Annotated in this window: 17 protein-coding genes; 12 read left to right on the plus strand and 5 right to left on the minus strand. The window is 41.7% G+C overall.

Annotation, left to right across the window (positions count from 1 at the left end):
• Positions 1-16: 16 nt before the first annotated feature.
• Both secA and mutT read left to right on the plus strand, forming a co-directional pair.
• Positions 17-2,716: a preprotein translocase subunit SecA gene (gene secA, locus ABJE44_RS06040; protein WP_348113182.1), complete on the plus strand. Its 2,700-nt coding sequence runs from the start codon at positions 17-19 to the stop codon at positions 2,714-2,716.
• A gap of 68 nt (positions 2,717-2,784) precedes the next feature.
• Positions 2,785-3,177 (plus strand): 8-oxo-dGTP diphosphatase MutT, encoded by a 393-nt coding sequence (gene mutT, locus ABJE44_RS06045; protein ID WP_348113181.1) that lies wholly within the window; start codon positions 2,785-2,787, stop codon positions 3,175-3,177.
• Positions 3,178-3,203: 26 nt separating this feature from the next.
• Here mutT and ABJE44_RS06050 read toward each other — a convergent pair whose 3' ends face one another.
• A complete protein-coding gene (locus ABJE44_RS06050; RefSeq protein WP_348113180.1) occupies positions 3,204-4,202 on the minus strand; it encodes an NADP-dependent oxidoreductase in 999 nt (332 codons plus the stop codon).
• 317 nt (positions 4,203-4,519) lie between these two features.
• Between ABJE44_RS06050 and ABJE44_RS06055 the strand changes: the two genes are divergently transcribed.
• Positions 4,520-5,197, plus strand: coding sequence for a GntR family transcriptional regulator (locus tag ABJE44_RS06055; RefSeq protein ID WP_348113179.1), 678 nt, complete (start codon positions 4,520-4,522; stop codon positions 5,195-5,197).
• On the opposite strand, the gene ABJE44_RS06060 is transcribed toward ABJE44_RS06055, so the two are convergent.
• The 4 genes from ABJE44_RS06060 to ABJE44_RS06075 form a co-directional block, all read right to left on the minus strand.
• On the minus strand, positions 5,194-6,159 hold the full coding sequence (locus tag ABJE44_RS06060; RefSeq protein WP_348113178.1) for a Gfo/Idh/MocA family oxidoreductase: 966 nt from the start codon (positions 6,157-6,159) through the stop codon (positions 5,194-5,196). The genes ABJE44_RS06055 and ABJE44_RS06060 overlap by 4 nt on opposite strands.
• A gap of 74 nt (positions 6,160-6,233) precedes the next feature.
• Positions 6,234-6,779 (minus strand): hypothetical protein, encoded by a 546-nt coding sequence (locus ABJE44_RS06065; RefSeq protein WP_348113177.1) that lies wholly within the window; start codon positions 6,777-6,779, stop codon positions 6,234-6,236.
• A gap of 135 nt (positions 6,780-6,914) precedes the next feature.
• Entirely contained in the window at positions 6,915-10,742 is a 3,828-nt protein-coding gene (locus ABJE44_RS06070; RefSeq protein ID WP_348113175.1) for a CBM35 domain-containing protein, read from the minus strand.
• Positions 10,743-11,079: 337 nt separating this feature from the next.
• Positions 11,080-12,180, minus strand: coding sequence for an enolase C-terminal domain-like protein (locus ABJE44_RS06075; RefSeq protein ID WP_348113173.1), 1,101 nt, complete (start codon positions 12,178-12,180; stop codon positions 11,080-11,082).
• Positions 12,181-12,598: 418 nt separating this feature from the next.
• Between ABJE44_RS06075 and ABJE44_RS06080 the strand changes: the two genes are divergently transcribed.
• The 9 genes from ABJE44_RS06080 (at position 12,599) to xylA (ending at position 25,578) form a co-directional block, all read left to right on the plus strand.
• The gene (locus ABJE44_RS06080; protein ID WP_348113171.1) at positions 12,599-15,373 is read left to right on the plus strand and encodes a TonB-dependent receptor; all 2,775 of its coding nucleotides are present in this window, start codon (positions 12,599-12,601) and stop codon (positions 15,371-15,373) included.
• 92 nt (positions 15,374-15,465) lie between these two features.
• On the plus strand, positions 15,466-17,928 hold the full coding sequence (locus tag ABJE44_RS06085; protein ID WP_348113169.1) for a sodium/solute symporter: 2,463 nt from the start codon (positions 15,466-15,468) through the stop codon (positions 17,926-17,928).
• 27 nt (positions 17,929-17,955) lie between these two features.
• Positions 17,956-19,122 carry an alpha-hydroxy acid oxidase gene (locus ABJE44_RS06090; RefSeq protein ID WP_348113167.1) on the plus strand — a complete coding sequence of 389 codons (1,167 nt, stop codon included), beginning with the start codon at positions 17,956-17,958 and terminating at the stop codon, positions 19,120-19,122.
• On the plus strand, positions 19,115-20,155 hold the full coding sequence (locus ABJE44_RS06095) for an aldo/keto reductase (RefSeq protein WP_348113165.1): 1,041 nt from the start codon (positions 19,115-19,117) through the stop codon (positions 20,153-20,155). The genes ABJE44_RS06090 and ABJE44_RS06095 overlap by 8 nt, the downstream gene beginning before the upstream one ends.
• Positions 20,121-21,044, plus strand: coding sequence for an amidohydrolase family protein (locus ABJE44_RS06100; protein WP_348113163.1), 924 nt, complete (start codon positions 20,121-20,123; stop codon positions 21,042-21,044). The genes ABJE44_RS06095 and ABJE44_RS06100 overlap by 35 nt, the downstream gene beginning before the upstream one ends.
• A gap of 2 nt (positions 21,045-21,046) precedes the next feature.
• Positions 21,047-21,820 (plus strand): SDR family oxidoreductase, encoded by a 774-nt coding sequence (locus ABJE44_RS06105; RefSeq protein WP_348113161.1) that lies wholly within the window; start codon positions 21,047-21,049, stop codon positions 21,818-21,820.
• Between the two features lie 58 nt (positions 21,821-21,878).
• Entirely contained in the window at positions 21,879-22,721 is an 843-nt protein-coding gene (locus ABJE44_RS06110; RefSeq protein ID WP_348113160.1) for a fumarylacetoacetate hydrolase family protein, read from the plus strand.
• Positions 22,722-22,760: 39 nt separating this feature from the next.
• On the plus strand, positions 22,761-24,218 hold the full coding sequence (xylB, locus tag ABJE44_RS06115) for a xylulokinase (protein ID WP_348113158.1): 1,458 nt from the start codon (positions 22,761-22,763) through the stop codon (positions 24,216-24,218).
• 40 nt (positions 24,219-24,258) lie between these two features.
• Positions 24,259-25,578 (plus strand): xylose isomerase, encoded by a 1,320-nt coding sequence (xylA, locus tag ABJE44_RS06120; RefSeq protein ID WP_348113156.1) that lies wholly within the window; start codon positions 24,259-24,261, stop codon positions 25,576-25,578.
• Positions 25,579-25,612 lie beyond the last annotated feature (34 nt).

Below are 25,612 nucleotides of genomic sequence, written 5' to 3' on the forward strand. Positions count from 1 at the left end.
TGGAACCTGTAAATCGATGTTTTCGAGTATTCTCACCAAAATTTTCGGCAGCCGTAACGACCGAACCTTAAAAAAACTACGTAAATCTGTCGAACAAATTAATCAGCTAGAAGCTGAGCTTGAGGCGTTAAGCGATGAGCAAATAAAGGCCAAAACAGAGGAATTTAAACAACGTTTAGAAAAAGGTGAGAGTACAGACGATATTCTAATCGAAGCGTTTGCGGTCGTTCGTGAAGCCAGTAAGCGTGTATTTGGTATGCGCCATTTCGACATGCAAATGTTGGGCGGGCAGGTCTTACATCAAGGTAAAATAGCAGAAATGCGTACCGGTGAAGGTAAAACCTTAACGTCAACCTTGCCTACCTATTTAAATGCAATTTCCGGTAAAGGCGTCCACGTAATAACGGTTAATGACTATCTTGCTACCCGTGATGCTGATTGGAGTCGTCCATTATTTGAATTCTTAGGATTAACTGTAGGTTGTAATATTCCAGGTATGAACCATGAGCAGAAAAAAGCGGCTTATGAATCTGATATTACCTACGGTACCAATAATGAGTTTGGTTTCGATTATCTTAGAGACAACATGGCATTTAGGCCTGAAGATAGGGTTCAGAAAGCGCTGCACTTTGCAGTAATTGATGAAGTGGATTCAATTCTAATTGATGAAGCTCGTACTCCATTAATTATATCAGGCCAAGCTGAAGACAGTTCTGAGCTATATCGTCGAATTAATGTGATTATTCCTGAGCTTGTTAAGCAAGAGAAGGAGGATGAAGAAGGTGAATCTGGTGAAGGTCACTATACAATTGACGAAAAAGGTAAACAAATACATTTGACTGAAAATGGTCAAATCTTTGTAGAAGAAGTTTTACAACGTGAAGGTATTTTAGCTGAGGATGAATCCTTATTTGCAGCTGCAAATATTTCCTTGTTGCACCACGTAAATGCAGCCCTCAAAGCTCATAAGTTGTTTACCAAAGATGTAGATTATATTGTCAAAGACAGTGAAATTGTCATAGTTGATGAGCATACCGGTAGAACCATGGAAGGTCGTCGTTGGTCGGAAGGGTTACACCAAGCGGTGGAAGCGAAAGAAGGAGTAAAAATTCAGAATGAAAACCAAACCCTAGCTTCAATTACATTCCAGAATTACTTCCGTTTATACGAAAAATTATCTGGTATGACTGGTACGGCAGACACAGAAGCGTTTGAGTTCCAAAGTATTTACGGCTTAGATACAGTGGTTATACCTACCAACAAACCTATGGTTCGTAAAGATAAAGCGGATTTGATTTTTTTAACGGCACAAGAAAAATACGAAGCCATAGTTGAAGACATTAAAGATTGCGTGAAACGTGGACAACCTACTCTAGTAGGTACTGTTTCTATCGAAAATTCTGAATTAATTTCTCGTATTCTAAAGAAAGAAAAAATCCCCCATAAAGTATTGAATGCTAAGTTTCATGAGCAAGAAGCAGACATTATTGCTCAGGCAGGAAAAACGGGAGCGGTAACAATTGCTACTAATATGGCTGGTCGTGGTACTGATATTGTATTAGGCGGTAACTGGCAAGCAGAGTTGGATAAAATACACGATCCTAAGCCTTCTAAGGTTGAGAAAATTAAAGCGGATTGGCAAGCCGATCACGATGCAGTTTTAGCTGCCGGTGGTTTGCATATAATTGGTACAGAACGTCATGAGTCTCGTCGTATCGATAATCAATTACGTGGTCGTTCTGGTCGTCAAGGTGATGCGGGGTCTTCTCGTTTTTATCTATCACTTGATGATGCGTTAATGCGTATCTTTGCCTCAGAAAAAATGGGCAATATGATGAAGCGCTTAGGTATGGAACATGGTGAGGCGATAGAGCACCCATGGGTAACTCGAGCAATTGAAAATGCCCAACGTAAGGTTGAAGGTCGTAACTTTGATATGCGTAAGCAACTACTTGAATATGATGATGTCGCTAATGACCAACGTAAAGTTATCTACGAGCAACGTAATGAGTTGTTAGATGAGGGCGAGATCAGTGAAACAATCACTGCAATTCGAGAAGATGTGGTAGGCGGAATTATCGACCAATATATTCCGCCACAATCTTTAGAAGAAATGTGGGATGTAGAAGGTTTAGAAGAGCGCTTCAAAGGGGACTTCTTACTCGACCTGCCAGTGAAAACTTGGTTAGAAGAAGACGATAAGTTATACGAAGAAAAATTACGTGAGCGCATTATTGACGAAGTAGCGTCTGCCTATAAAGCGAAAGAAGATATTGTAGGTCCTGAAGTTCTTAGGCAGTTTGAAAAAAATGTCATGTTGCAGAACTTAGACAGTAGCTGGAAAGAACATTTAGCCGCTATGGATCATTTACGTCAAGGTATCCATTTAAGAGGCTACGCTCAGAAAAATCCTAAGCAAGAATACAAAAAAGAGTCTTTTGAACTTTTCACTGAAATGTTAGAGAGCCTTAAAGTAGAAGTGGTGACGATTTTAAGCAAGGTTCAGGTAAAAGCCCAAGAAGATGTTGAAGCGGTAGAAGAGCAAAGACGTCAAGCTGACAATGTGCCTAAAAAGTTTGAACACCAAGAAACAACATCAGCGAGAAGCGAAGAGCCTAGTACCGAAGTTAGAGAAGGCCCTAAGGTTGGCCGTAATGATCCATGTCCTTGTGGCTCAGGTAAAAAATACAAGCAGTGCTGTGGAAAATTAACTTAACTAGAGTTAGTACATTGTGATGTTTAAAAGTCGGGCTAGTGTCCGACTTTTTTATTGGGGAGTTAAAAATGAAAGTTGTTGAAGTTGCAGTGGGTGTCATTAAGCAAAGTAACGAAATTTATATAAGTAAACGGGCTGATGATTTACACCAAGGAGGTAAGTGGGAATTCCCGGGGGGCAAACGTGAGGCTAACGAAACCATAGAGCAAGCACTGAGCAGAGAGCTTTTGGAAGAGATAGGTATTGTGGTCACACAACAAAGTTCATTTATGTTGATAGAGCATGACTACGGCGATAAGAAGGTTTGTCTAGACGTAAGGCTAGTTGAAGCATTTGATGGCACTGCTAGCCACCAAGAAGGTCAAATAAGTCAGTGGGTTAAGATTCAAGAATTACCTGATTTCACTTTCCCTGATGCTAATAAGGTAATCATTCAAAAATTAATGCAGACATACCTGTAGTTAACAGATATGTCTCATACTTAAATTTACAGCTTAACGATTAACTTACCTTTATTAGCACCGGTTAATAACATGTTTAAGCCGTCAATAGCCGATTCTAGTCCTTCTAATACATGAGCACGGTACTTAACCTTACCTTGCATCACGTAAGGTGTCAGTTTGCTAACTAACTCAGCAACTTGGGGGAAATGATCAGGCATAGCATACCCTTGGATTGTAATACGTTTTTTGATAATAGGGATCCAATTTGGGCCTGCACTTGGGGTCTCTGCCGCATAATCTGAAATCATACCGCACACCACCACTCGGCCATGGGCATTCATGTTTTCAATAGCATGATGTTGTATCGGGCCGCCGGTATTCTCAAAGTAGATATCTACGCCTTTAGGCGCAAACTCTTTGATTTTAGCGTCTATATCGTCGCTTTTATAATTAATTGCACCATCAAAGCCTAGATCGTCAACTAACCATTTGCATTTTTCATCACTGCCCGCTACACCAATTACATCTAATCCTTCGGCTTTCGCAAGTTGACCTACAATAGAGCCAACTGAGCCTGCTGCACCACTGATTAATATGGTTTCGCCGGGTTTAGGGTGACCAAACCCAAATAAACCTTGGGTTGCTGTTAATCCTGGTAATGCAAATACCGATAAGACCATCTCAGGATCTAAACCTGGTTGAACTTTACGCAAACCTTCGCCAGTACTTAATATGTATTCAGACCAGCCTGTCATGCCCATAACGCGATCACCTACCGTAAACTCTGGATTTTGGCTTTCGACTACTTCACCTAAACCAGATGAGCGCATTACATCACCTAAAGCTACTGGTGGTATATAACTCTCAGGATCTGGGTTCATCCAACCTATCATTGCAGGGTCTAAAGACATATGGGTTTGCTTAACTAATATCTGGCCAGGTCCTACACTAGGGATCTCTTTTTTTATTACTTCAAATACATTAGCAGGAATAGGTCCTGGGGCAGGGCGTGCGACAAGGTTAATTGCAGTATAAGTACTCATAAAAAACTCTCTTATTAAAAATCATAATCAAAGAACCATATCGCTAATTAATAAAAATCCATAATTACTTTTATGTATAGGTCAATATAGAAGAGACTAAGTTGATATTTTTAATGTGTGACTGTGATATTTATAATCTAAGAGTAAAACCTAACGTTAGCCCATATGAGACGGCATTACATCCTTACATCAATGAGAATAGCTTAATAACTTCAATAACATTAAATATTTAGCTTATTTTAATATTATGGTATCGGGTATATAATGAAACGTGAAATATCAATGATATACTTGACCTTACAGGAAGCTAACTAAACGTGCCGAAACAGCAAAGCAAGCAAAGTGAACCAACTGTTTCTTTAAGCCAAGCTGCTTATGAAAAAATTCTTCAATGGGTATTCGATGGTAAGTTAGCCCCCGGTGCTTTTATGTCTCAAAGCGAATTATCTCAATTAATGGATATTCCTACCCAACCATTACGAGATGCGTTGCGGGTGCTAGAAAGCGAGAATATGCTGGTTATTCATCCTAGGTCTGGTATCCAGTTTAGAAAGCCTGATTTAGAGTTTATCCGAGCTACCTATCAATTTCGGTCTATTATTGAGAGTTCTGCCGCTAGAAATTTTGCCCAGTACGGTAAAGAAACACTCATCAATGAATTACTAGATGAGCACCTGAAGTTAATAGATAAAGTTGACAAAGAAGGTATCAATAATAGTATTTTAAATAGTATTGAAGCTATTGAGCAAAAGTTTCATGGGGCAATGATCAATAGCCTCAATAATGAGCTTGTAGAAGTGACGGCTACTAGATTGAAATATTACATAAAACTGATTCAGCTTGAACATCACTTTACGCCAACCTTAGTTAAAAGCACGTTAATGGAACATGTACGTATTTTAGAAGCTTGTGCAAATAGAGATCAAGAAGCAGCGTCTCAATGTTTGCTAAAACACTTTAAAGAAGCACTGCATCGTCATATGCGTTTGTTCTAAAAGCTAGCGCGTATTGTTTCTAATTGTTGTTGTAATCGTAAGCTGACAGAATGTGGCATATCTGGATGTTCCAGTTGATTATTATTGATGGCAACACCTACTGCAGTTGCTTCAAAATGTAATCCTGAGCCTGGTGAATTGTCCTTAAAATCTGCTACTTTTTCATCAAGTTGGTACAGGCCACACGATTTTGCTCGCCAGAAATTGGGGATTTTTATGTATCCTTGATCTCCAATGATTAGTGCCGCATTTTGCATTCGGCATTGAAAAGAGCTGGCTAAGGAAAGCGTAACCCCATTACTAGAAGCGAGTAACGCCACGTCCTTTTCTACTTTGCGTGGAGCGAACTGAGTTTTAACCACCACATCATTTAACGGACCAGCGTTAAAGTATTGCGCTAGGGCTAGAGGGTAAATCCCCATATCAAATAAACACCCGCCTGCTAAGTCTGGGTTATACATGCGACCCTCAGGTTCATAGGGAACTAAATAACCAAAATCTGCTTTTATGTGCTTGATTGTGCCAATACGCCCTTGCGCAACCCATTCCTTTGCTTTTAATAAAGAGGGTAAGAAGTAGGTCCACATGGCCTCCATTAACAATACATTGTTTTGCTTAGCTAACGCTGCAAGTACGCTGAACTCTTGACTACTGATAGTTATAGGTTTTTCACATAGTACATGTTTGCCAGCCGATAATGCGTCGTACACATTTTTAAAATGGAAGGTATGAGGTGTGGCTATATAAATAATGTCTAGGTCTTTATCGTCAAATAGAGATTGGTAACTTTGGTAGGCTTTGTGGATATTATGTTTAGCCGCAAAGTCGCTGGCATCTTTCAGGCTTCTGGCTGCAACCGCAGCGACTGTGCCATTTTTAACATAGGCCATATCATGGCAAAACTTATCTGCAATACGGCCAGTACTGACAATACCCCATTTTAAAATTTTCGTTTCAGTCATCTATTACCCCCGCGTTAGGTTTTTATGTGCAAACGGGCTCTAATGCGAGCCCATTATAAATCAAAGTAGAGCTTCTATTTTTTACGGATATTAACGCGTTTATTCATTAACCCTATTAATAGACACGTTAACATGAGTAATAAACTAGAGGCCGGTGCAGGTACATCAATAGCCGTTAATTCAACATCCGCACCTGTAACGTCAGCTAGATAGGTATCACTTACCTCAAACGAACCACTGAATGCTTGAACGGCGGTGAAGCTTACTTGACCTAACGAAAAACTTGTTCCCGGCAGATCTGCGCTATCAAACCAAAGTACAAAGACTTCGATAATGTTGTCATCAAAAAACGATAAGTCAGCCATTGGGAAAAAGGCGCTACTTAATACGTCCATACTAAAATCAAAGGAGTCAAAGGTTAAAGCTAGGCTATCAAAGTTAACATTGAATCCAAGTTCCGCTGCAGCTGGGTTGATGTTAGTCACAGAAATATCAAGCAAAACCGTATCCCCTGAGTTATAGCTAGCTTGGTCTGTGCTCAGGTTAATTAAAGACGCTTGGCTCTGTAGGCTGGCTAAGGTCAGTACAAATGTTGTGATGATTACAGCTAATTTTTTCATTGTTAATCCTCAATTGTATTTAAATGGCATTGCAGTATTTACTGCAGCTAATAAAGTGATTGGTAAAAAGGTGTATCTGTAAATTAAGTAAAATCCAGCTAGTGACCATGCCACTAGCTGTTTCTGTTTTGGGTTTTATTCAGTGGCGCAACTAGCTCTAGTGCATAGCGACATAAAGCCTCTTACATCGCGACTCGATATAAGGCCATCACCTGTAAAGTCATAACTCAAGTCAGTTAGGGTTTGCGCTCGGATATGCTGATAGAAGATATTTAAATCATCACTATCTACATCTAGATCTGTGTCGAAATCACCAAATATCGGTAAGGGCGAGTCGTAATCAAGCTTAATGAAATCAATGTTAATCCAACCTGTATCATCTGCATCGAGTTGATAGGTGATGGTGTTGGTACCAGCTTGCAAACTAATGAGTTCAGTCTGATTGCTCCAACTGTTCCACTCAACTGTAGTGGCAAAAAAGCTCTGCACCACGTCTACACCGTTTACGTATACACTCATTGAGCGGTCGCCTTCTGGGCCATAGGTTCCCATGGCGTAGCGCATATCAAGGGTGTATTGACCAGCATCTTCAACTTCAACTGTAAACTCAACCATGTCACCTAGGGTTATGATGTCACCTATGTAGCCCGTGCCATTGAAGCCGTCGTGTTCACTACTAATCGTGATACGCTCGCCACTAATTACGGCGTTTTCAGCTTCATAGACACCGGTTAAGTCAATGTCGTCATCGTCATCGTCATCATCTTCGTCAGTCGTAGCTGTAAATGTTAGTACCATAAAGTCTAAGTTAACCGAGCCGGTATCATCTACATCAACTTGGTAGGTGATGGCGTTCTCGCCAGCTTGTAATTGGATGGTTTCTGCTTGATTACTCCAACTATCCCAATCGCCAGTGGTAACAAAGGTGCTTTGAACTTGGTCTTGGTCATTTACGTAGACACTCATGGTGCGATCCCCAGCAGGCCCAAACTCTCCCATGGCATAGCGCATATCAATGGTGTAACTGCCTGCCACTGCTACATTCACCGTAAATGCCACAGAATCTCCTATGTCGCTAATATCGCCCACAAACCCAAACCCACTGAATCCTTCATGGCTATTGTCAGAGGTTACGCCCGCTAGGGTTGCTTCTTCTGCCTCATATATTTTGGTAAGACTGAACTGATCTAAATTAACAACACCAGTGTCATCGGCATCTACTTGCAGTTTGATATCGTTACTGCCCGGTAACAGAGTGATAACCACTTCACTTTCATCCCACAGATTCCACTCTACTGTTGAAGTAAATACGCTTTGTGCAACATCATCACCATTCACATAGACACTCATAGTGCGGTCGCCTTCAGGCCCATATAGGCCCATAGCGTAACGAGTGGCTAGTATGTATTGACCACCCTCAAGGGCATTGACGCTAAATTGCACAGAGTCACCTATGTTAAATATATCGCCTACAAAACCTGAGCCTTCAAAACCAGCATGCTCTGTACTCACTTGTGGTGAACCAAGTAAAATACCGTCTTCGGCTTGTTGAACTAGGCTTTGGTCTACTAGTCCAATGAAATCTAGGTTAATAGCCGAGTCATTTTCATCATTTTGCAGTGTTAGGGTTGAACCTTCAGGTATGTACACAGATAGGGCTTCAGAATTAGTATATGGACCTGTCCAACTGCCTGTTGAAGAGTATGTTAAATCTGCAGCATGTTCGCCATCTACATAAACACTATATGTACCTGATTCTTTTGAGGCATAAGAGACTAATAGTGAGGTTGCGCTACCTACGTTTGTAAATTCAATACCTGAACCAAGAGTGTGAAGGTTTTGAACTGCTAAACCACCCGATGCCTCACTATCTTCAACTGTTATAGCACCACCTAGTAATGTGCCACTCTCAGCCTCTAAGATGGAGTATCCATCAGTACTCACCAACCCTGGTATCTCTGGAGGTTCAGGGATGCCGTCTAGTAACGATAAATACTGATCTTCTAAACCAGCATTATCGATAATATCTAAAGCTTCTTGCGGCCAATCTGCATCGGGCACTACCACTAAATTAGTGATAGTCGAGTCAGGTGCGCCAATTTGGTAAGCTCCAGAGGTGGAGTAAATAGTATCGTAATGGTTATCACGTTTATCTCGCCATGCATTTAACTCAAAGTTGTCTTGCCCTGGCACAATTTCAAATACTAAGTCATTACCTGTGTAATAAGCAGTGCCTTCGTCAGGGTGGTATACGCCCTGAAAGTGTGTAGTAGGTGCTTTTACATAGTTGCCATTTGCAATTGAATCGGGCTGGTTACCTAAGGTATAAAACGCACCGCCATCTTCAAGAGTCGTCATAACATTATAAACACGGTTATTGCTAAAGGAGTTATTTCTAGCGACCGTAGTGGCTGCTTCGCCGATTTCTTCTGGACCAAAATTATTCCATCCCCAACCTAAGCTAACACCAGAATAATTAGTGTTTTGAATTTGGTTATGTTCAATGATGAGACCATCGGTAAAAAACGCCGTAATAGCTGCATGGCCCCAATAGACTCTAGTGGCATCATAGATGAGGTTATTTTTCACTAAGATATTTTGAACTAAGCCCTCTTCATCACTGGCATATTTTTCGTACTCGCTGTCAGTACTTCCGTCGTCGCTATCACCAATATATACGTGTTGTGGGTGAGCGATATTGATGCCAGAGCCGCCAATATCGAGTATGGCATTACCGACTATTTGAGATTCAAGTACATCATTAGTGAAGTTAATGCCTTCGCTACCAATATGTTTGATCACGCCATCTTCAAAGCTGATATTTTCTGCATGGTTCACATTGATGGCACCAGACATAACATCATAAGCTCGGTAAACATCGTTATGCCAATTGCCATCACTATAAGCCATTTTATATGTGGCGGCTTGAACCGTTGTTTTACCAGCAGAGCCCGCTACCTCAGGCAGAGTCGCGTCTGTGTAGGCAAAGGTAAGCCCTTTAAAAGTAATGTTTTTAATGCGGCCTGTTTTTGAGTCACCATTGAGGTTAACTAGTTCACTAGCATGGGGAGCCCACACTTCAGCGCTATCTATATTGCCTGTCTCACTATAGTAATAAAGGGTGTGTGTGTTGCGATCAAAATAAAACTCGTTCGCCTCATCCAAAAACTCATAGGCATTCATTAAAGTATGATTACCACTAGTAGTAAAGCCACCCCAATTTTGGTTCATGGCTATGGCTGCATAGGGTTGCGAAAACTTCATTATCCTTTGGTCATCTTCAACTATCGTCTCGCGAACCGTTACAAAGTTGGTGTTCCACTTTGTTTGATTCATGATTTCTACATCAGTGATATTCGTAATGGAAGGAATATCAGATAGGTCATAAAACACGCCATCAGCATGAGAGCCACTTGTTCTAGCCCAATCGGCTTCGCCCTCGGTAATGGTATAAGTGCCCCAGCCTCCATTCGCACCTACTCGCTGACTGGCCATATAAGCGCGCTCGCCATTCACAATAAGAGTACGGAGTTTTTCATTTCTATTTAAGCTTGCTTTGTAGATATTACCATCGTGCTGGGACCAGTTTTCTACTAGGGTAGCACCATTCAAAATCGGCTCTTCTTCATTGTATGCTTGATAATAAATGCGGTAGTCATTGGTACCTGAGTCAGCAGACGTTAGCTCTATAGTGTCGGTTATAAGGTAGTTACCACCACGTATATAAACAAAGATATCGCCGCTCATATTAGAATTTATTTCTCTAACTGAATCTCGGGCTTTTTCTAATGTTTTAAATGGTGCTGCTAAGGTGCCAGTATTGTCGTCGTCGCCATTTGTGGCCACATAGAATACTTGCTGGGTGTCAGCGTATGTTGATATTGAGTATAAGTTAGCTGTGGCCACTACAAATGGTACTAACAGCTGCTTTTTAAATGTTCGAGTATTGAGTAAGTCTTTCACTGCTCATTTACCTCCAATGTACTTGTAGTTAATGTATATCTTATTTTTTATTTGTAAGATATCTGTGCGGATCATTGATATATCAAAGGTAACGTTAAATCTGTTTATCCTCTATGTCAAACTAATGTTAATTTAATGTTTAAAATAAATTTGTATGGTTAAGTTGAAATATAAGGATGAACTCAGAGGATATTTATCGTAACTAGCTCTCTATCAGCGATGATTTATAGGAGATTGGTGAGGGCGAAGTAAGGTCGTATTGGGTATTTAATTGAGGCAGATAGGCTAGTTGTGCACGGCAAATAGCCTATCTGCCGTTGCTTGGTCTTGTGGGTTATTAGCGGCTTTCAGATATTGAAGGTGCTAAATCTTGGATAGCACTTTCGCACAGCATCAGCCCATGGCCCGGAGTGTCAGGTAATACTATATGACCATCTTCAATCTCAAAGGGCTTAGCGACGATATCATCCCAATTTAACATTGAGTGTTCGGTGTAAATAGTTTCAGGAATAGCTGACGCTATATGAGCTCCTAACTCCATAGGGGTATTGCCTAAAGATATAGAGATGCCTTTTTCAGCACACAACCATGCGATTTTTTGTGCCCCTGAAAAATCTCCGTGAATATTGATAATGTCGGCAGCGTCGTTCTCTACTAGTGTTTTTTTTCCGCTTAAATTAAGGTATTCACCCGCGTTAATATAGGTATCTTTTAAGGCTGTCTTTATTTCAATGAGCCCCTTAGTGTCATGGCGTAGGATAGGATCTTCAATCCAATAAATGGGAAAACCCGCAGCTTCAAAAGCGCGAATTCGACGAATCGCTTCTTTGGGAGACCAAGCCTCATTAGCATCAATCATAAGTAAAGGGGATTTCCCCACAGCATCAGTAACTAACTGTAATCTGGCTATATCTCTAGCAATGTCAGGGTGGCCAACCTTTACCTTATAACCACTAAAATTATGCTTTGTAGCTGCAGAATAAAAATCAAAAACTTCTTTATCTGTCATATGAAAACACACCCCACTTCCATAGGCTTTAAGTTTATTTACTGTGCCACCAAAGTACTGGTACAAGGGTTGCTGTGCGCGTTTAGCAGCCAAGTCCCATAAGGCTTGATCAATTGCTTGATCTAAGTGGTATGGCAAAGCTTGAATATTGCCACCTCTAGGCCTGGTTAGTTGATGAATAAGGGATTCTGGGGTTCGATTTTTCATGTTTTTAAAACATAATTGTTCGAACAAGTTGCTAACAAAACTAGCGTCAGGCAATGGCATAGACAAGGATTGGAAAAAACCAAGACCACTACTGCCTTCACTATCAAAAAGTTCTAAAGCCCCAATCCAAACTTCGCTTGAAGATATCTGTGAATCGCCTATTACTCTGTCTCTTGGAAAGTCAAAGCAGTGAATGCGGGCACGCTGTATTGTTGAAGTCATGGTATTTCCATCTCATATTTAGCGTTGATGACTGTTAAAAACCTAATGGCATTTCAAAAGAGGTGTCGTTACGCCTTATTGGCCTTTAAATACTTCTTGTAATTTATTTGTTAACTAGGTTAGCAATATCTCGATCCATCAACTTGGATTATTTATATGTTTATTCACAGTTCGATAACAATAAAATATCTATTTTTGAACAAAACCCACGAAAATTTATATCAATTTTCATTTTATTTCGTATTATAGTTAACAAGATATAGTTAATTGTGTCAATTTGATATTTCAATTAATTTGTTAAATATATTTTAAAATATTGTTGATATTTCACATGCGGCATGTAATATTCCTTTTGAAGTTGGTGATGAGAGGTGACCGAAACCTTTACTCAGCACAAATATAATAAAGGGGAGTAAGCATGAAATTTAATAAATCTATACTAGCAACAGGCATTGCAACTGGACTGCTATGTGTTCAATTCAATGTAAATGCACAGGCAGTTGAGGACTCATCAGAGTTATCTACTGAAACAAATGATGTTGAAGTAATTGAAGTTCGCGGTGGTATCAGAGGTAGCATCATTAATTCTCAAAATCTAAAGCGTAGTGCCCAAGGCGTGGTTGATGCTATTACTAGCGAAGACCTAGGTAAATTCACCGATGATAATATAGGTGCTGCCATTGCACGTATTCCAGGGGTTCAAATTCAACGTAATGATAATGGTATTGGCGGTGACAGGGCTTCGATTCGTGGAATGGGGCCTTTATTTGTTAGCACTACTGTTAATGGTCGTACTCCTTTGTCCCACGGTGATGAAGGTATTGGCAATATTCGCCAGTTCAACTTAGATGTTATTCCAACAGAAATTATCAGTGGGGTAGTGGTTCGCAAGATGCCAACGGCTGCAACCATAGAAGGCGGCATTGGTGGTTCGGTTGAGCTACAAACTATGGAGCCATTGAAAGCCCATAGCTTATATAAGAATAACGACAACTTTGGTGGCGTGGTCACTGTCTCTGCTATTAACGACAGTTTAACTGAAGATTGGTCTCCTAAGTTTTCAGGCGTGTTTGGTGCTCGTAACGATGATAATACGCTAGCGGGTTATGTGGCGATTGTCACTTCAGATGCAGATTATTCAGTCGATGAGGCTTATACCCGAGCTCAAGAGCGTGATATTCAAATAGATACAGACGGGGACGGCGTTGCTGACAGAGTAGAAGAAGACGTAATTTCACATAGTCGTATCACTTTAAATGCTATACGCGGTAGTAAAGAGCGACAGTCAGTTTCTTATGGCCTTGAATGGCAAGCAAACGATGATTTGAAGTTTGGCATAAATGGCTATACCTCTTCATATGATGTTTATTCGCAACGCCCCACAGTAGATTTATTTTTTGATTATAATGGTGTGTTTGATGAAGATGCTATCTCTATCGAAAACAACTTTGTGCAATCCATTGATGGCTCGGGTGTTACCAATCCAGGTGGTGATTTTAAAGTAGAGAACTTTGACCTTTTGTTTGACAACTTGTCTGAAAACAATGTCATTGGCTTTAATGTGGAATATGGTGCCTATAGTGACTTTAGTTTAAAAGCAGATATCTCTTACTCAAGCGTAGAATTTGTTCAAGACTTACGTTTGGGCATTATGGGCGCTTATGGTCTAGATCCAGCTGATTTCCGTTTTGATGGTACAGGTGATGTACCCTCATTTACCTATGGCAGTGAAGTGAATGACCCTGATTCGTACGTCAGTGTGGGCTTCTTTGGTCGAGATCGCCGCGGTAACAATGAGCAACTGGCATTAAAGCTAGATGCTGAATGGGTACTTGATGATGGCATCAAAATTAAAGCCGGTGTTCGCCAAGCAGATACAGAAATTGACGTGCGCGAAACTGGGCGTTTCACCCTTATATGGGACGACCCAGCTTTAGCAGCTGCTTCTTTTACTGGTGACTTAACCGAGACTTTGTTTCCTGGTTCGGGTATCGAATTCAATCAATTCTTAGAGCCTGATTACGACGCTCAAGCAGCTGTATACCCTGAAATATTCAACGAAAGAGCGTCTTCTTCGGCAATAAACGGTTCACTGTTAAATGCCGACGACAGCACAGGTTTGCCATTAGACAAAGCCAACTCATTTGTTGTTGAAGAAAAAACCACTGCTTTTTATGTTCAAGCAGATATGGAAGGCGACATAGGCGACAAACTCTTTACTGCTAACATGGGGGTTCGCGCCGTAGCCACCGACCGCACTGTTTATGGTTTTCAAACCACACGTGTCGTGAATTCGTTAAACGCAGTAGTCGAAGAGCTAGGGTATATAGGAGCCAAAGCTGACAGTACTGATTTTCAGTTGCTACCCAGCGCTAACTTTATGCTTGAGTTAAACGAAAACACTCAGTGGCGTGTGGGCTTCGCTAAAACCATGTCGCAACCAGAATATACCGACTTAAAAGTAAACGGTTCGGTTAACCTTCAAGATACGACTTACGTGGGCTATGACTCAACCATAAATTCAACCGCTGAAATTGGCAATGCCGACTTAAACCCATATACCGCTTGGTCCTTTGACACCACTCTTGAATACTATACTGAAGAAGGCAGCGCTGTATTTGCGAGTGTCTTCTATAAAGATGTTTCAGATTTTGTGTTAACAGAAGCTCGAACAGATGTGGCAATAGATGGCTACGACCAACTATTTGATACCACGCAGCCTATTAATGTGGCGAAAGGACAAGTATACGGTGTGGAGCTTGGAGGTAATATCGTCTTCGGTGATTTTGGCTTGCAAGCAAACTACACCTTTGTTGATTCAGAGTTTGAAAATTCAGATAACAATCCTCTGTTAGAGCATGGTTTCCCGGGCGCATCAAAACATAACTTTAATGCAGTGGCTTACTATGAAACAGAGCAATTTTCTGCTCGTTTAGCCTACATTTATCGTGATGATTATTTCCAAGCCTTAGGCGGCGGTTTTGACCGTGCCAACCAACCTGCATTTGGTGAAGGCGCAGGGCAAGTGGACTTGAACTTCTCTTACACAGTTATGGAAAATGTTGACCTAAGTTTAAATATCATCAACTTAACTGAAGAAGATGCTCGTAATTACATAAATGAAAGCGCTAACTTCCGTGATTATGTCACCAGACCTAGAACCGCGGTACTGAGTGTTCGCGCCGCTTTTTAAGTACTAAAACTTAGAACGGTAACCAAAATGACGTTAAGTATTTAACGTCATTTTTATTCTTTAAATGTACAAAATATACGGTTGAAATTGCAGTGCTCCATTCAATAGATTACTACGTTATTGGTATTTACATAGTGTTGTTAATGGCTGTGGGTTTGGTGGTGTCTATGAGACAAGCCAAAAACAGTAGCTTGTTTGTTGGTGACAAAAGTGTTGGTTTTGCCAGTATCGGTATGTCTATCTGGGGCACAAACATTGGCCCTTCTTTCTTGATTGCTAGCTTTGGTGCTGCGTATAGCTCAGGTATGTTGATTGCAAATTTTGAATGGTTTGCATGGATATTTTTATTGTTGTTAGCCATGGTGTTTACGCCGTATTACTTATCTTTAAACATCACCACTATTCCGCAATTTATTAAACGTCGTTTTGGCGACACTATGTATCGTCTGTTAACAGCTTACTCGTTGCTTACCATAGTGATTATTTGGTTAGGTGGCGGATTATATGTGGGCGGTCTATTATTCTCACAATTTACCGGTTGGGAGTTATGGGCCTCGATCGCACTGTTACTTTTTGTGGCGACTAGCTTCACTGTGGTAGGTGGTTTAGCCGCAGTTATCGTCACTGATGCATTTCAAACTATTTTAATGATAGTGGGCATGACGGCTTTAACCGTCATTGGCTTATATGAAATTGGTGGTATCGACGGCCTTATGGCTAAAACCCCGCCAGACTATTGGCATCTTATCGATTTTGATTCTGAACAAGTACCTTGGTTAGCTTTTGTTTTAGGTTATCCGGTAATGGGGGTATGGTTTTGGTGTACAGACCAAACCATAGTGCAGCGAGTGTTTGCAGCAAAAGACTTACCCACAGCGCAAAAAGGAGTGTTACTCGCTGGCGTATTGAAAATTCTTCCCCCTTTTATTTTTATTCTACCGGGGATAATCTTTTTCGCTTTACAGCCAGGACTCGAAAATACCGACGGTGCCTTTCTGGCTATGGTTACCGATTACATGCCGGTAGGCTTTCGGGGCTTAATGATTGCGGTATTAATGGCGGCACTAATCAGTACTTTAGATTCAGGGCTTAACTCCTTCAGTACCATTTTCACCCTTGATTTCTACGAACCTGTTGTCGCTAAAAATAGAAAAATGTCTAATAAAGAAACCCGTATGGTAGGGCGTATTGTTACTTTGGTGGCAAGTGTACTCGCGTTCTTTTGGGCACTAGCTATGGAGAACGTTGCAGCTAATTTGTTTGAGCTGTTACAAAGCTTAATCGCCTTTTTAGCGCCCCCCCTTACCACTTTATTTTTAGTCGGGTTGTTTTGGCGCAGGGTTACCGCAGCGGCTGCTACTTACAGTTTTGTGATCAGCTGCATCGCATGTATTACCGTTGGAGTGTTTAGTACACAAGGGCAAACCTTTGGTCTGTTTGAGCAATGGCCACACTTCTTAATGTTGTCTTTTATCTTATTTGTTGCTTCATGTGCGCTTACTATTTTGTTGTCTTTGGTCACCACACATTCTGAACAAGAAGAATTGCTACCTAGCTACAAAGACTTGTCTACTGATAATCCTAACCAGAGCAAATCTATCTGGAAAGGCTGGTTGCTATTAGCCGTTGTGATGGTTGCACTCTACGGCGTGTTTGAATATTTAGCGGCACAGCCAGCGAAGAGTGATTTGGCTAACGAAGGTTCATCTCTTCCTGCAACAGAGGTTCATGTGTATCGAGGCTTAACTCCTACCTTTGACGGTTTTGTTGAAAAAGATGAATATCAAGATGCTACCCATATTCCAAACATTCACCAATGGATAGCTAGATTCTCTCCTGTTTTAAGTAAAGACGATTTAACTGGAAGTGTGTATATCAAACACGATGGTAATTATCTTTATTTTGCTTTTGATATTACCGATGACCTGCTTTACGGCATTGATACCCCCCGCTGGTTACCTGAAGAATACCCAAATGCCCATGAACTCACCCGAGATGGTTTCCCGTGGTTTGGTGATGGTGTAGAAGTGTTAATTAACGCTGAAAACAATACAAGCTATCAAGAGGGTGAGCTTAACAAAGGGAATTCGCGTAGCTGGCAAATGGTAGCAAGTACTCACAAATCAAGATTGGGCGGTATTGGAGTTGCAGGCCTGCTAGAGGGTGAAGAGCGCTCTATGTTATCTGCCTGGAACAATTATCAAGCATGGATCTTAAACCAAGATATAGAAGCCAAGGTTCAACTCAAACGAGATCAAGATAGGCAAGGTAGCGGCTATACCATGGAGTGGCGTATTCGACCTGAAACCACCTTAGAGGTTTCTGATGGTGTGTTTTGGTCTGCCGATTTAGAAACCACAGAAATGGGTTTAAACATTGCTATTTCAGATCTTGATTTACCTGAAGATGGCCACGCTAACTGGGGTAATTTTCACCATGAAAATTGGCTTTCAGGAGAAAGGCATAAACATACATCGTTAAACCAGTGGGGAACTATGTACCTCCATGGTGGTGTTAAAAAGCCTGTAACGAAAACCAACAATTACGATGAATAACAAGGCACGACTAAGACGAACTTAATCATGAACGACTATTTTAATCATAAATATCCAGACATTTCAGACTTGCAACGACAAGCTAAAAAACGCATTCCGAAATTTGCCTTCGACTATTTAGAAGGTGGCTGCATGGAAGAGTTGAGTGTGGCGCGAAATCGAACTGAAATTGAAGGTGTGCAGTTACGCAGTGAATTATTAAAACCCTTCAATGGTAGCAAACTAGATGTTGAACTATTTGGTCATACCTATAGCTCGCCATTTGGTGTAGCCCCCGTAGGGCTACAAGGATTAATGTGGCCAAAAGCGCCAGAGATATTAGCCAAAGCGGCAGCCGATAAAAACATTCCTTATGTGCTAAGCACTGTGTCTTCAGGGAATTTGGAAACCATAGCCGAAATATCTGAAGGTAAAGCTTGGTATCAACTTTATAACCCCACAGACGAGAGCATTCGAAGCGATTTGCTAAACCGTATCCAAACTGCGGGTTACGGCGTGTTAGTGGTAACAGTAGATGTACCCACCTTTGGATTTCGTCCCAGAGACATTAAAAATGGTTTGGCCATGCCCCCTAAAATGACATTCACAAACGTCATGCAAATGTTGTCAAAACCTACTTGGTTTTTAGAAACTGCTCTAGCGGGTAAGCCTGAAATGAAAACCCTTAAGCCTTATATGCCTAAAAATATGGGAACCGATGAACTTGCCGCATTTATGAATAACACAGTAATGGGGCGGGTAGATCTAGAAGGGTTAAAACCTATTCGTGATTTTTGGAAAGGCCCATTGGTTATAAAAGGCTTAGTAAATGAAAAAGATGTGGCAACAGCAATTCAATTAGGTGCTGACGGTGTGGTGATATCAAACCACGGCGGTAGGCAATTAGATGCCGGCGAATCGCCTATTAAACCGCTGCAAAACATAACTAAAAAATACCAAAATCAAATCAAGATCATGATGGACAGCGGCTTGCGAAGCGGCACTAATATCGCCGGAGCTTTAGCCTCAGGTGCGGATTTTACCTTTTTAGGCCGCCCTTTTGTTTATGGTGTAGGTGCATTAGGAAAAAAAGGCGCCTATCACACCATTAACACCTTAAATACTCAGTTAACGCAAATCATGAATCAACTTGGTTGCAGTGATGTGACTGAGTTACCCCATTACTTAGTAAGTTCGGAGAGTGCTAATGGCTAATGCTTTGGCTAAAAACTCCTTAGGTAAAACTTCGTTACAAGTCTCAGAGCTAGGGTTTGGTGGCGCATCTGTGGGGAACTTATATCAAGCTATTTCTGATGATCAGGCTAGCCAAACATTACAAGCAGCCATTGCATCTGGCATTAATTTATTCGATACCGCGCCACGCTATGGTTTGGGGTTAAGTGAAAGGCGCATAGGCGATGCGCTTAGGCAATTGCCTGCTCATGACTATGTGTTATCTACCAAGGTAGGCCGAATTCTTAGCCCAGACCTTAAAGCCAATGTTAACGAAATCAGATACGGTTTTGAAACGCCTATGCCCTTTGATGCCCATTATGACTATAGCTACGATGGCATTATGCGATCGTATTTTGATAGTTTACAAAGATTGGGCCTTGCTAAAATAGATGTATTGTTAGTTCATGATTTAGGGGCTGACACCCATGGAGAAGAAGACAGCTTTTATTATCAGCAGTTTAAAAACAGTGGTTACAAAGCATTACAGCAGTTGCGCCAGCAAGGTTTAGTTAAAGCCGTGGGCTTAGGGGTCAACGAAACTCAAATTTGTGAAAGGGTGATGGATCTTGGGCAGTTTGATTGTTTTTTGCTTGCAGGTCGTTATTCCTTAATCGAACAAGGCGCACTCACTCGCTTTTTACCTAAATGCGTGGCCCACGGGGCTTCGATTATTTTAGGTGGCCCTTACAACTCAGGGATCTTAGCAACAGGTGTTAGCGGTTCTACCACACCTTTATATAACTACGAGCCCGCCCCCCAAGCGATTATTGAACGGGTCGCGAATATAGAAAAAGTATGTACTGAGTATGACGTAACGCTAGCGGCGGCTGCCTTGCAATTTCCCTTAGCGCACCCTTGTGTGGCAAGTGTGATACCGGGGTTGGGCTCTGATGTCTTGGTACATAAAACTACAGACTTATTAGCCCAGTCAATCCCTACTGAGTTTTGGCTCAGCCTGCAACAGCAAGGTTTGCTGAATGAGCTCGCACCTCTTCCGGTTATGGAGCAATAAGGTGACTTGCCAAGTATCTCATACAGTCAACTTTTCTTTATTGGATAGCCATCAGCATATTTGGGCTTTAGATAAAGGTTATTACCACTGGCTTACACCAGATATCAGCGACCTGTACCGTGATTTTTCTGTGGATGACTACAAGCAAGTCGCCACTAGCTCATGTCGTGCTAATACCAGCATTAATACCGTATTGGTGCAGGCCGCAGCTTCTGATGCAGAAACTGATTACATGTTAGCACAAGCCGCAAGTCACCCCTTGATTGCAGGCGTGGTGGGCTGGGTAGATTTTGAAAAAGATAGTCAGCAAATCTGTGAGCGATTAAAGATGCTAGCAGCAAATAGCGCTTTTAAAGGGGTGCGCCCCATGCTGCAAGATATAGATGATATCAACTGGATTTTGAACCCAGAGTTTGCCCCCATTTTTAAGCAATTAATCGCATTGGACCTGTCTTTTGATGCCCTTTGCAGAGTGGAGCATTTACCTAATATTTTGCGCTTAGCCACGCAATATCTAGATTTACCCATAGTGATAGATCATTGCGCTAAACCTAATGTCAGTGAAGGTGAAATCGCCGTGTGGTCTGGCGCTATGTCGGCATTTAAGGACTTACCCAATGTATTTGTAAAAATATCTGGGTTGACTCTAGAAGCCAGCTTAAAGCAACAAGACTGCAAGAGTTTCAGGCCCTACTTCAACTTACTGCATCAAACTTTTGGTGCTACTCGCATGATGTGGGGAAGTGATTGGCCTGTGGTTAATATCAACAGTGACTACTGCACATGGTTGCGAATATCAGAGCAATTAGTTGAGCAATGGAGCATTACAGATTCTGAACGTTTTTGGTCAGGAACAGCGAAAGTATTTTATAAAATAGGAGTGCAATAACAGTGAACCCAAAAATTACAGTATCGGTTGTGACAGGGGGGGGCAGTGGAATTGGCTACTCTATATGTAAGGCATTATCAAGTGTTGGGCATAACGTTATGGTGCTTGATTTAGATGAAGCCGCAGCGAACAACACTGCGCTAGAAATAGTGGCCGAAGGTGGACAAGCAAAGGCCTATGCCCTTGATGTGTCAAACCAAGAAAATGTGAACCAAGTGTTTGCAGCCCTTATCAGTGAAAACGGCCCAATAGATGTGCTGGTAAATAATGCGGGTATTGGTTCCATTGGCACGATTGAACAAACCTCTGACGCCGAGCTAGACAAAGTATTCAAGGTTAACGTTAAAGGCGTTTACAACTGCTCATTGGCCGCCATACCCAGTATGAAAGATCAGCAAAAGGGCATCATTATCAATATGGCCTCGGTGGCATCCAGTGTGGGTATTGCCGATCGTTTTGCCTACTCAATGAGTAAGGGCGCGGTACTCACCATGACGTATTCAATTGCTAAAGATTATATCGCGCAGGGTATTCGCTGTAATTGTGTGGCACCTGGTCGTGTACATACACCCTTTGTTGATGGCTATCTCGAGAAAAACTACCCAGACAACAAGCAAGAGATGTTTGAAACCCTGTCTAAAACCCAGCCTATTGGGCGCATGGGTAAACCTGGTGAAGTGGCCGCACTCGTGAAGTTTTTATGTTCTGACGAAGCGGCGTTTATAACAGGTACAAATTTCCCCGTTGACGGTGGATTTGTGACATTGAACAACTAAGACATATTTAAGGTCGCTCTTTTTAATAAAAATTTAAGACAATTTTTAAGGAAACTATATGAAATTATTAAGGTTTGGCCCTGTAGGTCAAGAAAAACCCGGCGCCTTAGATAGTAATGGTGAGATACGAGATTTATCTGCTGTCTGCAGTGATATTGACGGTGCAGTACTGCAGCCAGAATCATTAGCTAGGTTACAAGCTCTAGATTTAACTAGCCTACCTTTGGTTCCAAAAGGCGTACGCATTGGCCCATGTGTCAGCAAGGTGGGTAAGTTTATTTGTATAGGTTTGAATTATGCTGACCACGCAGCTGAGTCGAATATGCCAATACCTGAGGAGCCAGAAGTCTTCTCTAAATTTACCAGTGCCATTAGCGGCCCTAACGACCCAATTATTAAACCTAAAAACAGTGACAAGCTAGATTGGGAAGTGGAACTTGCCATAGTGATAGGTAAAGACGCCAGCTATATATCAGAAGCTGAAGCCGTTGCGCATATTGCCGGTTACTGCGTGTGTAACGATGTATCAGAACGTACCTTTCAATTAGAGCGTGGCAACCAATGGGACAAAGGTAAAGGGTGTGATTCTTTCGGACCCATTGGCCCTTATTTAGTGACTACTGATGATATACCCAATCCAAATAACCTCAGCATGTGGTTAGAAGTAAATGGTAAGCGTTTTCAAGATGGCAGTACCAAAACCATGATTTTTCAACCTGCTTATATCGTGAGCTACCTGAGTCAGTTTACCACGTTGCAAGCCGGTGACATTGTCACTACGGGCACACCTCCCGGTGTGGGCTTAGGACAAAAGCCTCCCTTGTACTTAAATGTTGGAGACAAAATAACATTGGGCATTGAAGGCTTAGGCAGTCAGCAACAAGTGGTAAAAAGCGTTTAGTAAATTTATATAAGTCAACAGCATATAGAGGGGGAGAGAATGTATTTAGGAATTGATTTAGGCACATCAAGCGTTAAGGTTATCGTGTTAGATGATAATGACACTTTAGTCGCGCAGGCTTCATCACCCCTTCAAGTTAGTCGCCCAAAGCCTTTGTGGTCTGAGCAAGATCCACACGCTTGGTGGCAGGCAACGAACTTAGCCATGGAAGAGTTGAAGGCCAGTCATAGTGAATTACTAAAAACTGTGGTGTCTATTGGTTTGTCTGGGCAAATGCATGGGGCTACTTTGCTTGATGGTGATAATCAAATTATTCGCCCAGCAATTTTGTGGAATGACGGACGATGCGAAGCCCAGTGCAAAAGCATTGAAGCCAACGAGCCAACCTCTCGGGCTATCACAGGTAATATTGCTATGCCTGGGTTCACGGCTCCTAAATTACTTTGGGTGAAAGAAAACGAACCAAGTAACTTTGAAAAGATTGCCAAGGTTTTGTTGCCTAAAGACTATCTGCGTTTTTTAATGACAGGAAAGTTTGCATCTGACATGTCAGACAGTGCCGGAACCCTATGGCTTGATGTGGCAAAAAGGCAATGGTCAACCAAGATGTTAGCGGTAACAGGCTTAACCGTTGAACACATGCCAGTGTTATTTGAAGGCACAGATATAACAGGCTATCTCACTGATGATGTGGCTAAACAATGGGGCCTTAACAATATTCCTGTTGTAGCTGGTGCAGGTGATAACGCTGCAGGGGCGGTGGGCATTGGTGTGATAGAGCCTGCACAAGCGTTTTTATCACTAGGCACCTCAGGTGTGTTTTTTGTGGCAACCCCTAGGTATAACCCAAACCCCGATAGTGCAGTGCATACATTTTGTCATTGTATTCCTGATACTTGGCATCAAATGGCAGTGTTCTTAAGTGCTGCTAGTTGCTTAACTTGGGTGACACAGTTAACAGGTTTCAAAGATGAGAAAAGTTTATTGGAAGAAGTCGAAAAGTTAGATTTTTCGAAACCATCAAGCTTAGTGTTTTTACCTTACTTATCTGGGGAACGCACGCCTCACAATAACCCTAATGCTCAAGGGGTCTTTTTTGGTTTAACCCACAACACCAGTTCTGCTGAATTAGGCAGAGCGGTACTCGAAGGAGTCGCTTTCGCTTTTGCAGATGGTCAGCAAGCGTTGTTGGCATCTGGTACCAATATCGCTGAGATCTCTGTGATTGGTGGTGGTTCTCGCAGTCATTTGTGGGGGCAAATTTTAGCCAGTGTTTTAAACAAACCCTTAACTTATCGCAAGGGCGCTGAAGTGGGTCCAGCCTACGGGGCTGCTCGCTTAGCAAAAATTGCGGTAAGTAGACTGGATGCTAACACTGTTTGTACTTATGGCGAGCTTGACTTTGTGATTGAGCCAAATCCAGATATGAGCAGTTACTACGGTCCACAGCACCTTAAATTTCAAAAGCTTTACCAGAGCTTAAAAACCTACTTTTAAATCATTTTAAACACTTATCAAAATTTATATGGAGGCTCTCATGAGCGAAGAATTTTTTAACACTGTTAGTAAAATTACCTTTGAAGGTGAAAAAAGTACAAATCCTTTTGCATTTAGATACTACGATGAGAATCGTATCATTCTTGGCAAGAGCATGAAGGAGCACCTAAGGTTTGCCGCCTGTTATTGGCATAACTTCTGTTGGGCTGGCTCTGATATTTTTGGTGCTGGTACCTTTGATAGACCATGGATCCAACCTAGTGGTAATCAATTACAGTTGGCAGAGCAAAAAGCCAGCGTTGCCTTTGAGTTTTTTGAAAAGCTAGGGGTGCCCTATTTCTGTTTCCACGACGCGGATATTGCACCAGAAGGCAATTCACTTAAAGAGTTTCACGCTAATGTGAATCACATTGCGGATATCTTCGAAAAAGACATGGACCGCACAGGTATTAAGCTACTCTGGGGTACCGCTAATTTATTCTCGAATGCCCGCTTTTGTGCTGGTGGCTCAACTAATCCTGACCCGCAGTTGTTTGCTTACGCTGCAGCCCAAGTGAAACATGCTATGGACGTGACACATCGCTTAGGGGGTGAAAACTACGTACTCTGGGGAGGCCGCGAAGGTTACGATACTCTGCTTAACACCGACCTAAAACAAGAAGGCGAGCAATACGCCCGTTTTCTTAAAATGGTGATTGAGCATAAACACAAAATTGGCTTTAAGGGCGCTTTGTTAATCGAACCTAAACCACAAGAGCCCACTAAACATCAATACGATTACGACACAGCTACCGTAGCAGGATTTTTGCACAAGCACGGTATTCAAGACGAAGTAAAAGTGAACATTGAAGCTAACCATGCCACTTTAGCTGGCCATAGTTTTCATCATGAAATTGCTACGGCATGTGCTGAAGGAGTTATGGGCAGTGTTGACGCTAACCGTGGTGACATGCAAAACGGATGGGATACTGATCAGTTCCCTAACGATGTGGCAGAGTGCACCTTAGTGATGTACGAAATCTTGAAAAATGGTGGTTTTACTACTGGTGGCTTTAACTTTGATACTAAATTACGTCGTCAGTCTTGTGAGCGTGACGACTTATTTATAGGTCATATTGGTGGTATGGATACTATGGCTAAATCACTTATCAATGCCGCTGAATTGATAACAGACGGGCCGCTATCCAACTTTGTAACTAAGCGTTATGCAGGCTGGAGCCAAAAATTAGGTGCCAGTATTATGTCTGGCGAACACTCATTAGAAAGCTTATCTAAGTTAGTGTTAGATAATAACATTAATCCAATCCAAGAATCTGGTCGCCAAGAGCTACTAGAAAACACAGTAAATCGTTACATTTAGTCAAGTTTGTAGGGGCGAAAGACAAGGAAGTTTT

Source organism: Paraglaciecola sp. (genome assembly GCF_039942875.1).
In the GTDB taxonomy this organism is placed as follows: Bacteria; Pseudomonadota; Gammaproteobacteria; order Enterobacterales; family Alteromonadaceae; genus Paraglaciecola.

Bases quoted from the DNA above. Each gene is read 5' to 3' on its own strand.
- secA (WP_348113182.1), top strand. From the start codon at position 17: ATGTTTTCGAGTATTCTCACCAAAATTTTCGGCAGCCGTAACGACCGA.
- mutT (WP_348113181.1), top strand. From the start codon at position 2,785: ATGAAAGTTGTTGAAGTTGCAGTGGGTGTCATTAAGCAAAGTAACGAA.
- ABJE44_RS06050 (WP_348113180.1), bottom strand. From the start codon at position 4,202: ATGAGTACTTATACTGCAATTAACCTTGTCGCACGCCCTGCCCCAGGA.
- ABJE44_RS06060 (WP_348113178.1), bottom strand. From the start codon at position 6,159: ATGACTGAAACGAAAATTTTAAAATGGGGTATTGTCAGTACTGGCCGT.
- ABJE44_RS06065 (WP_348113177.1), bottom strand. From the start codon at position 6,779: ATGAAAAAATTAGCTGTAATCATCACAACATTTGTACTGACCTTAGCC.
- ABJE44_RS06075 (WP_348113173.1), bottom strand. From the start codon at position 12,180: ATGACTTCAACAATACAGCGTGCCCGCATTCACTGCTTTGACTTTCCA.
- ABJE44_RS06080 (WP_348113171.1), top strand. From the start codon at position 12,599: ATGAAATTTAATAAATCTATACTAGCAACAGGCATTGCAACTGGACTG.
- ABJE44_RS06090 (WP_348113167.1), top strand. From the start codon at position 17,956: ATGAACGACTATTTTAATCATAAATATCCAGACATTTCAGACTTGCAA.
- ABJE44_RS06095 (WP_348113165.1), top strand. From the start codon at position 19,115: ATGGCTAATGCTTTGGCTAAAAACTCCTTAGGTAAAACTTCGTTACAA.
- ABJE44_RS06100 (WP_348113163.1), top strand. From the start codon at position 20,121: ATGAGCTCGCACCTCTTCCGGTTATGGAGCAATAAGGTGACTTGCCAA.
- ABJE44_RS06110 (WP_348113160.1), top strand. From the start codon at position 21,879: ATGAAATTATTAAGGTTTGGCCCTGTAGGTCAAGAAAAACCCGGCGCC.
- xylB (WP_348113158.1), top strand. From the start codon at position 22,761: ATGTATTTAGGAATTGATTTAGGCACATCAAGCGTTAAGGTTATCGTG.
- xylA (WP_348113156.1), top strand. From the start codon at position 24,259: ATGAGCGAAGAATTTTTTAACACTGTTAGTAAAATTACCTTTGAAGGT.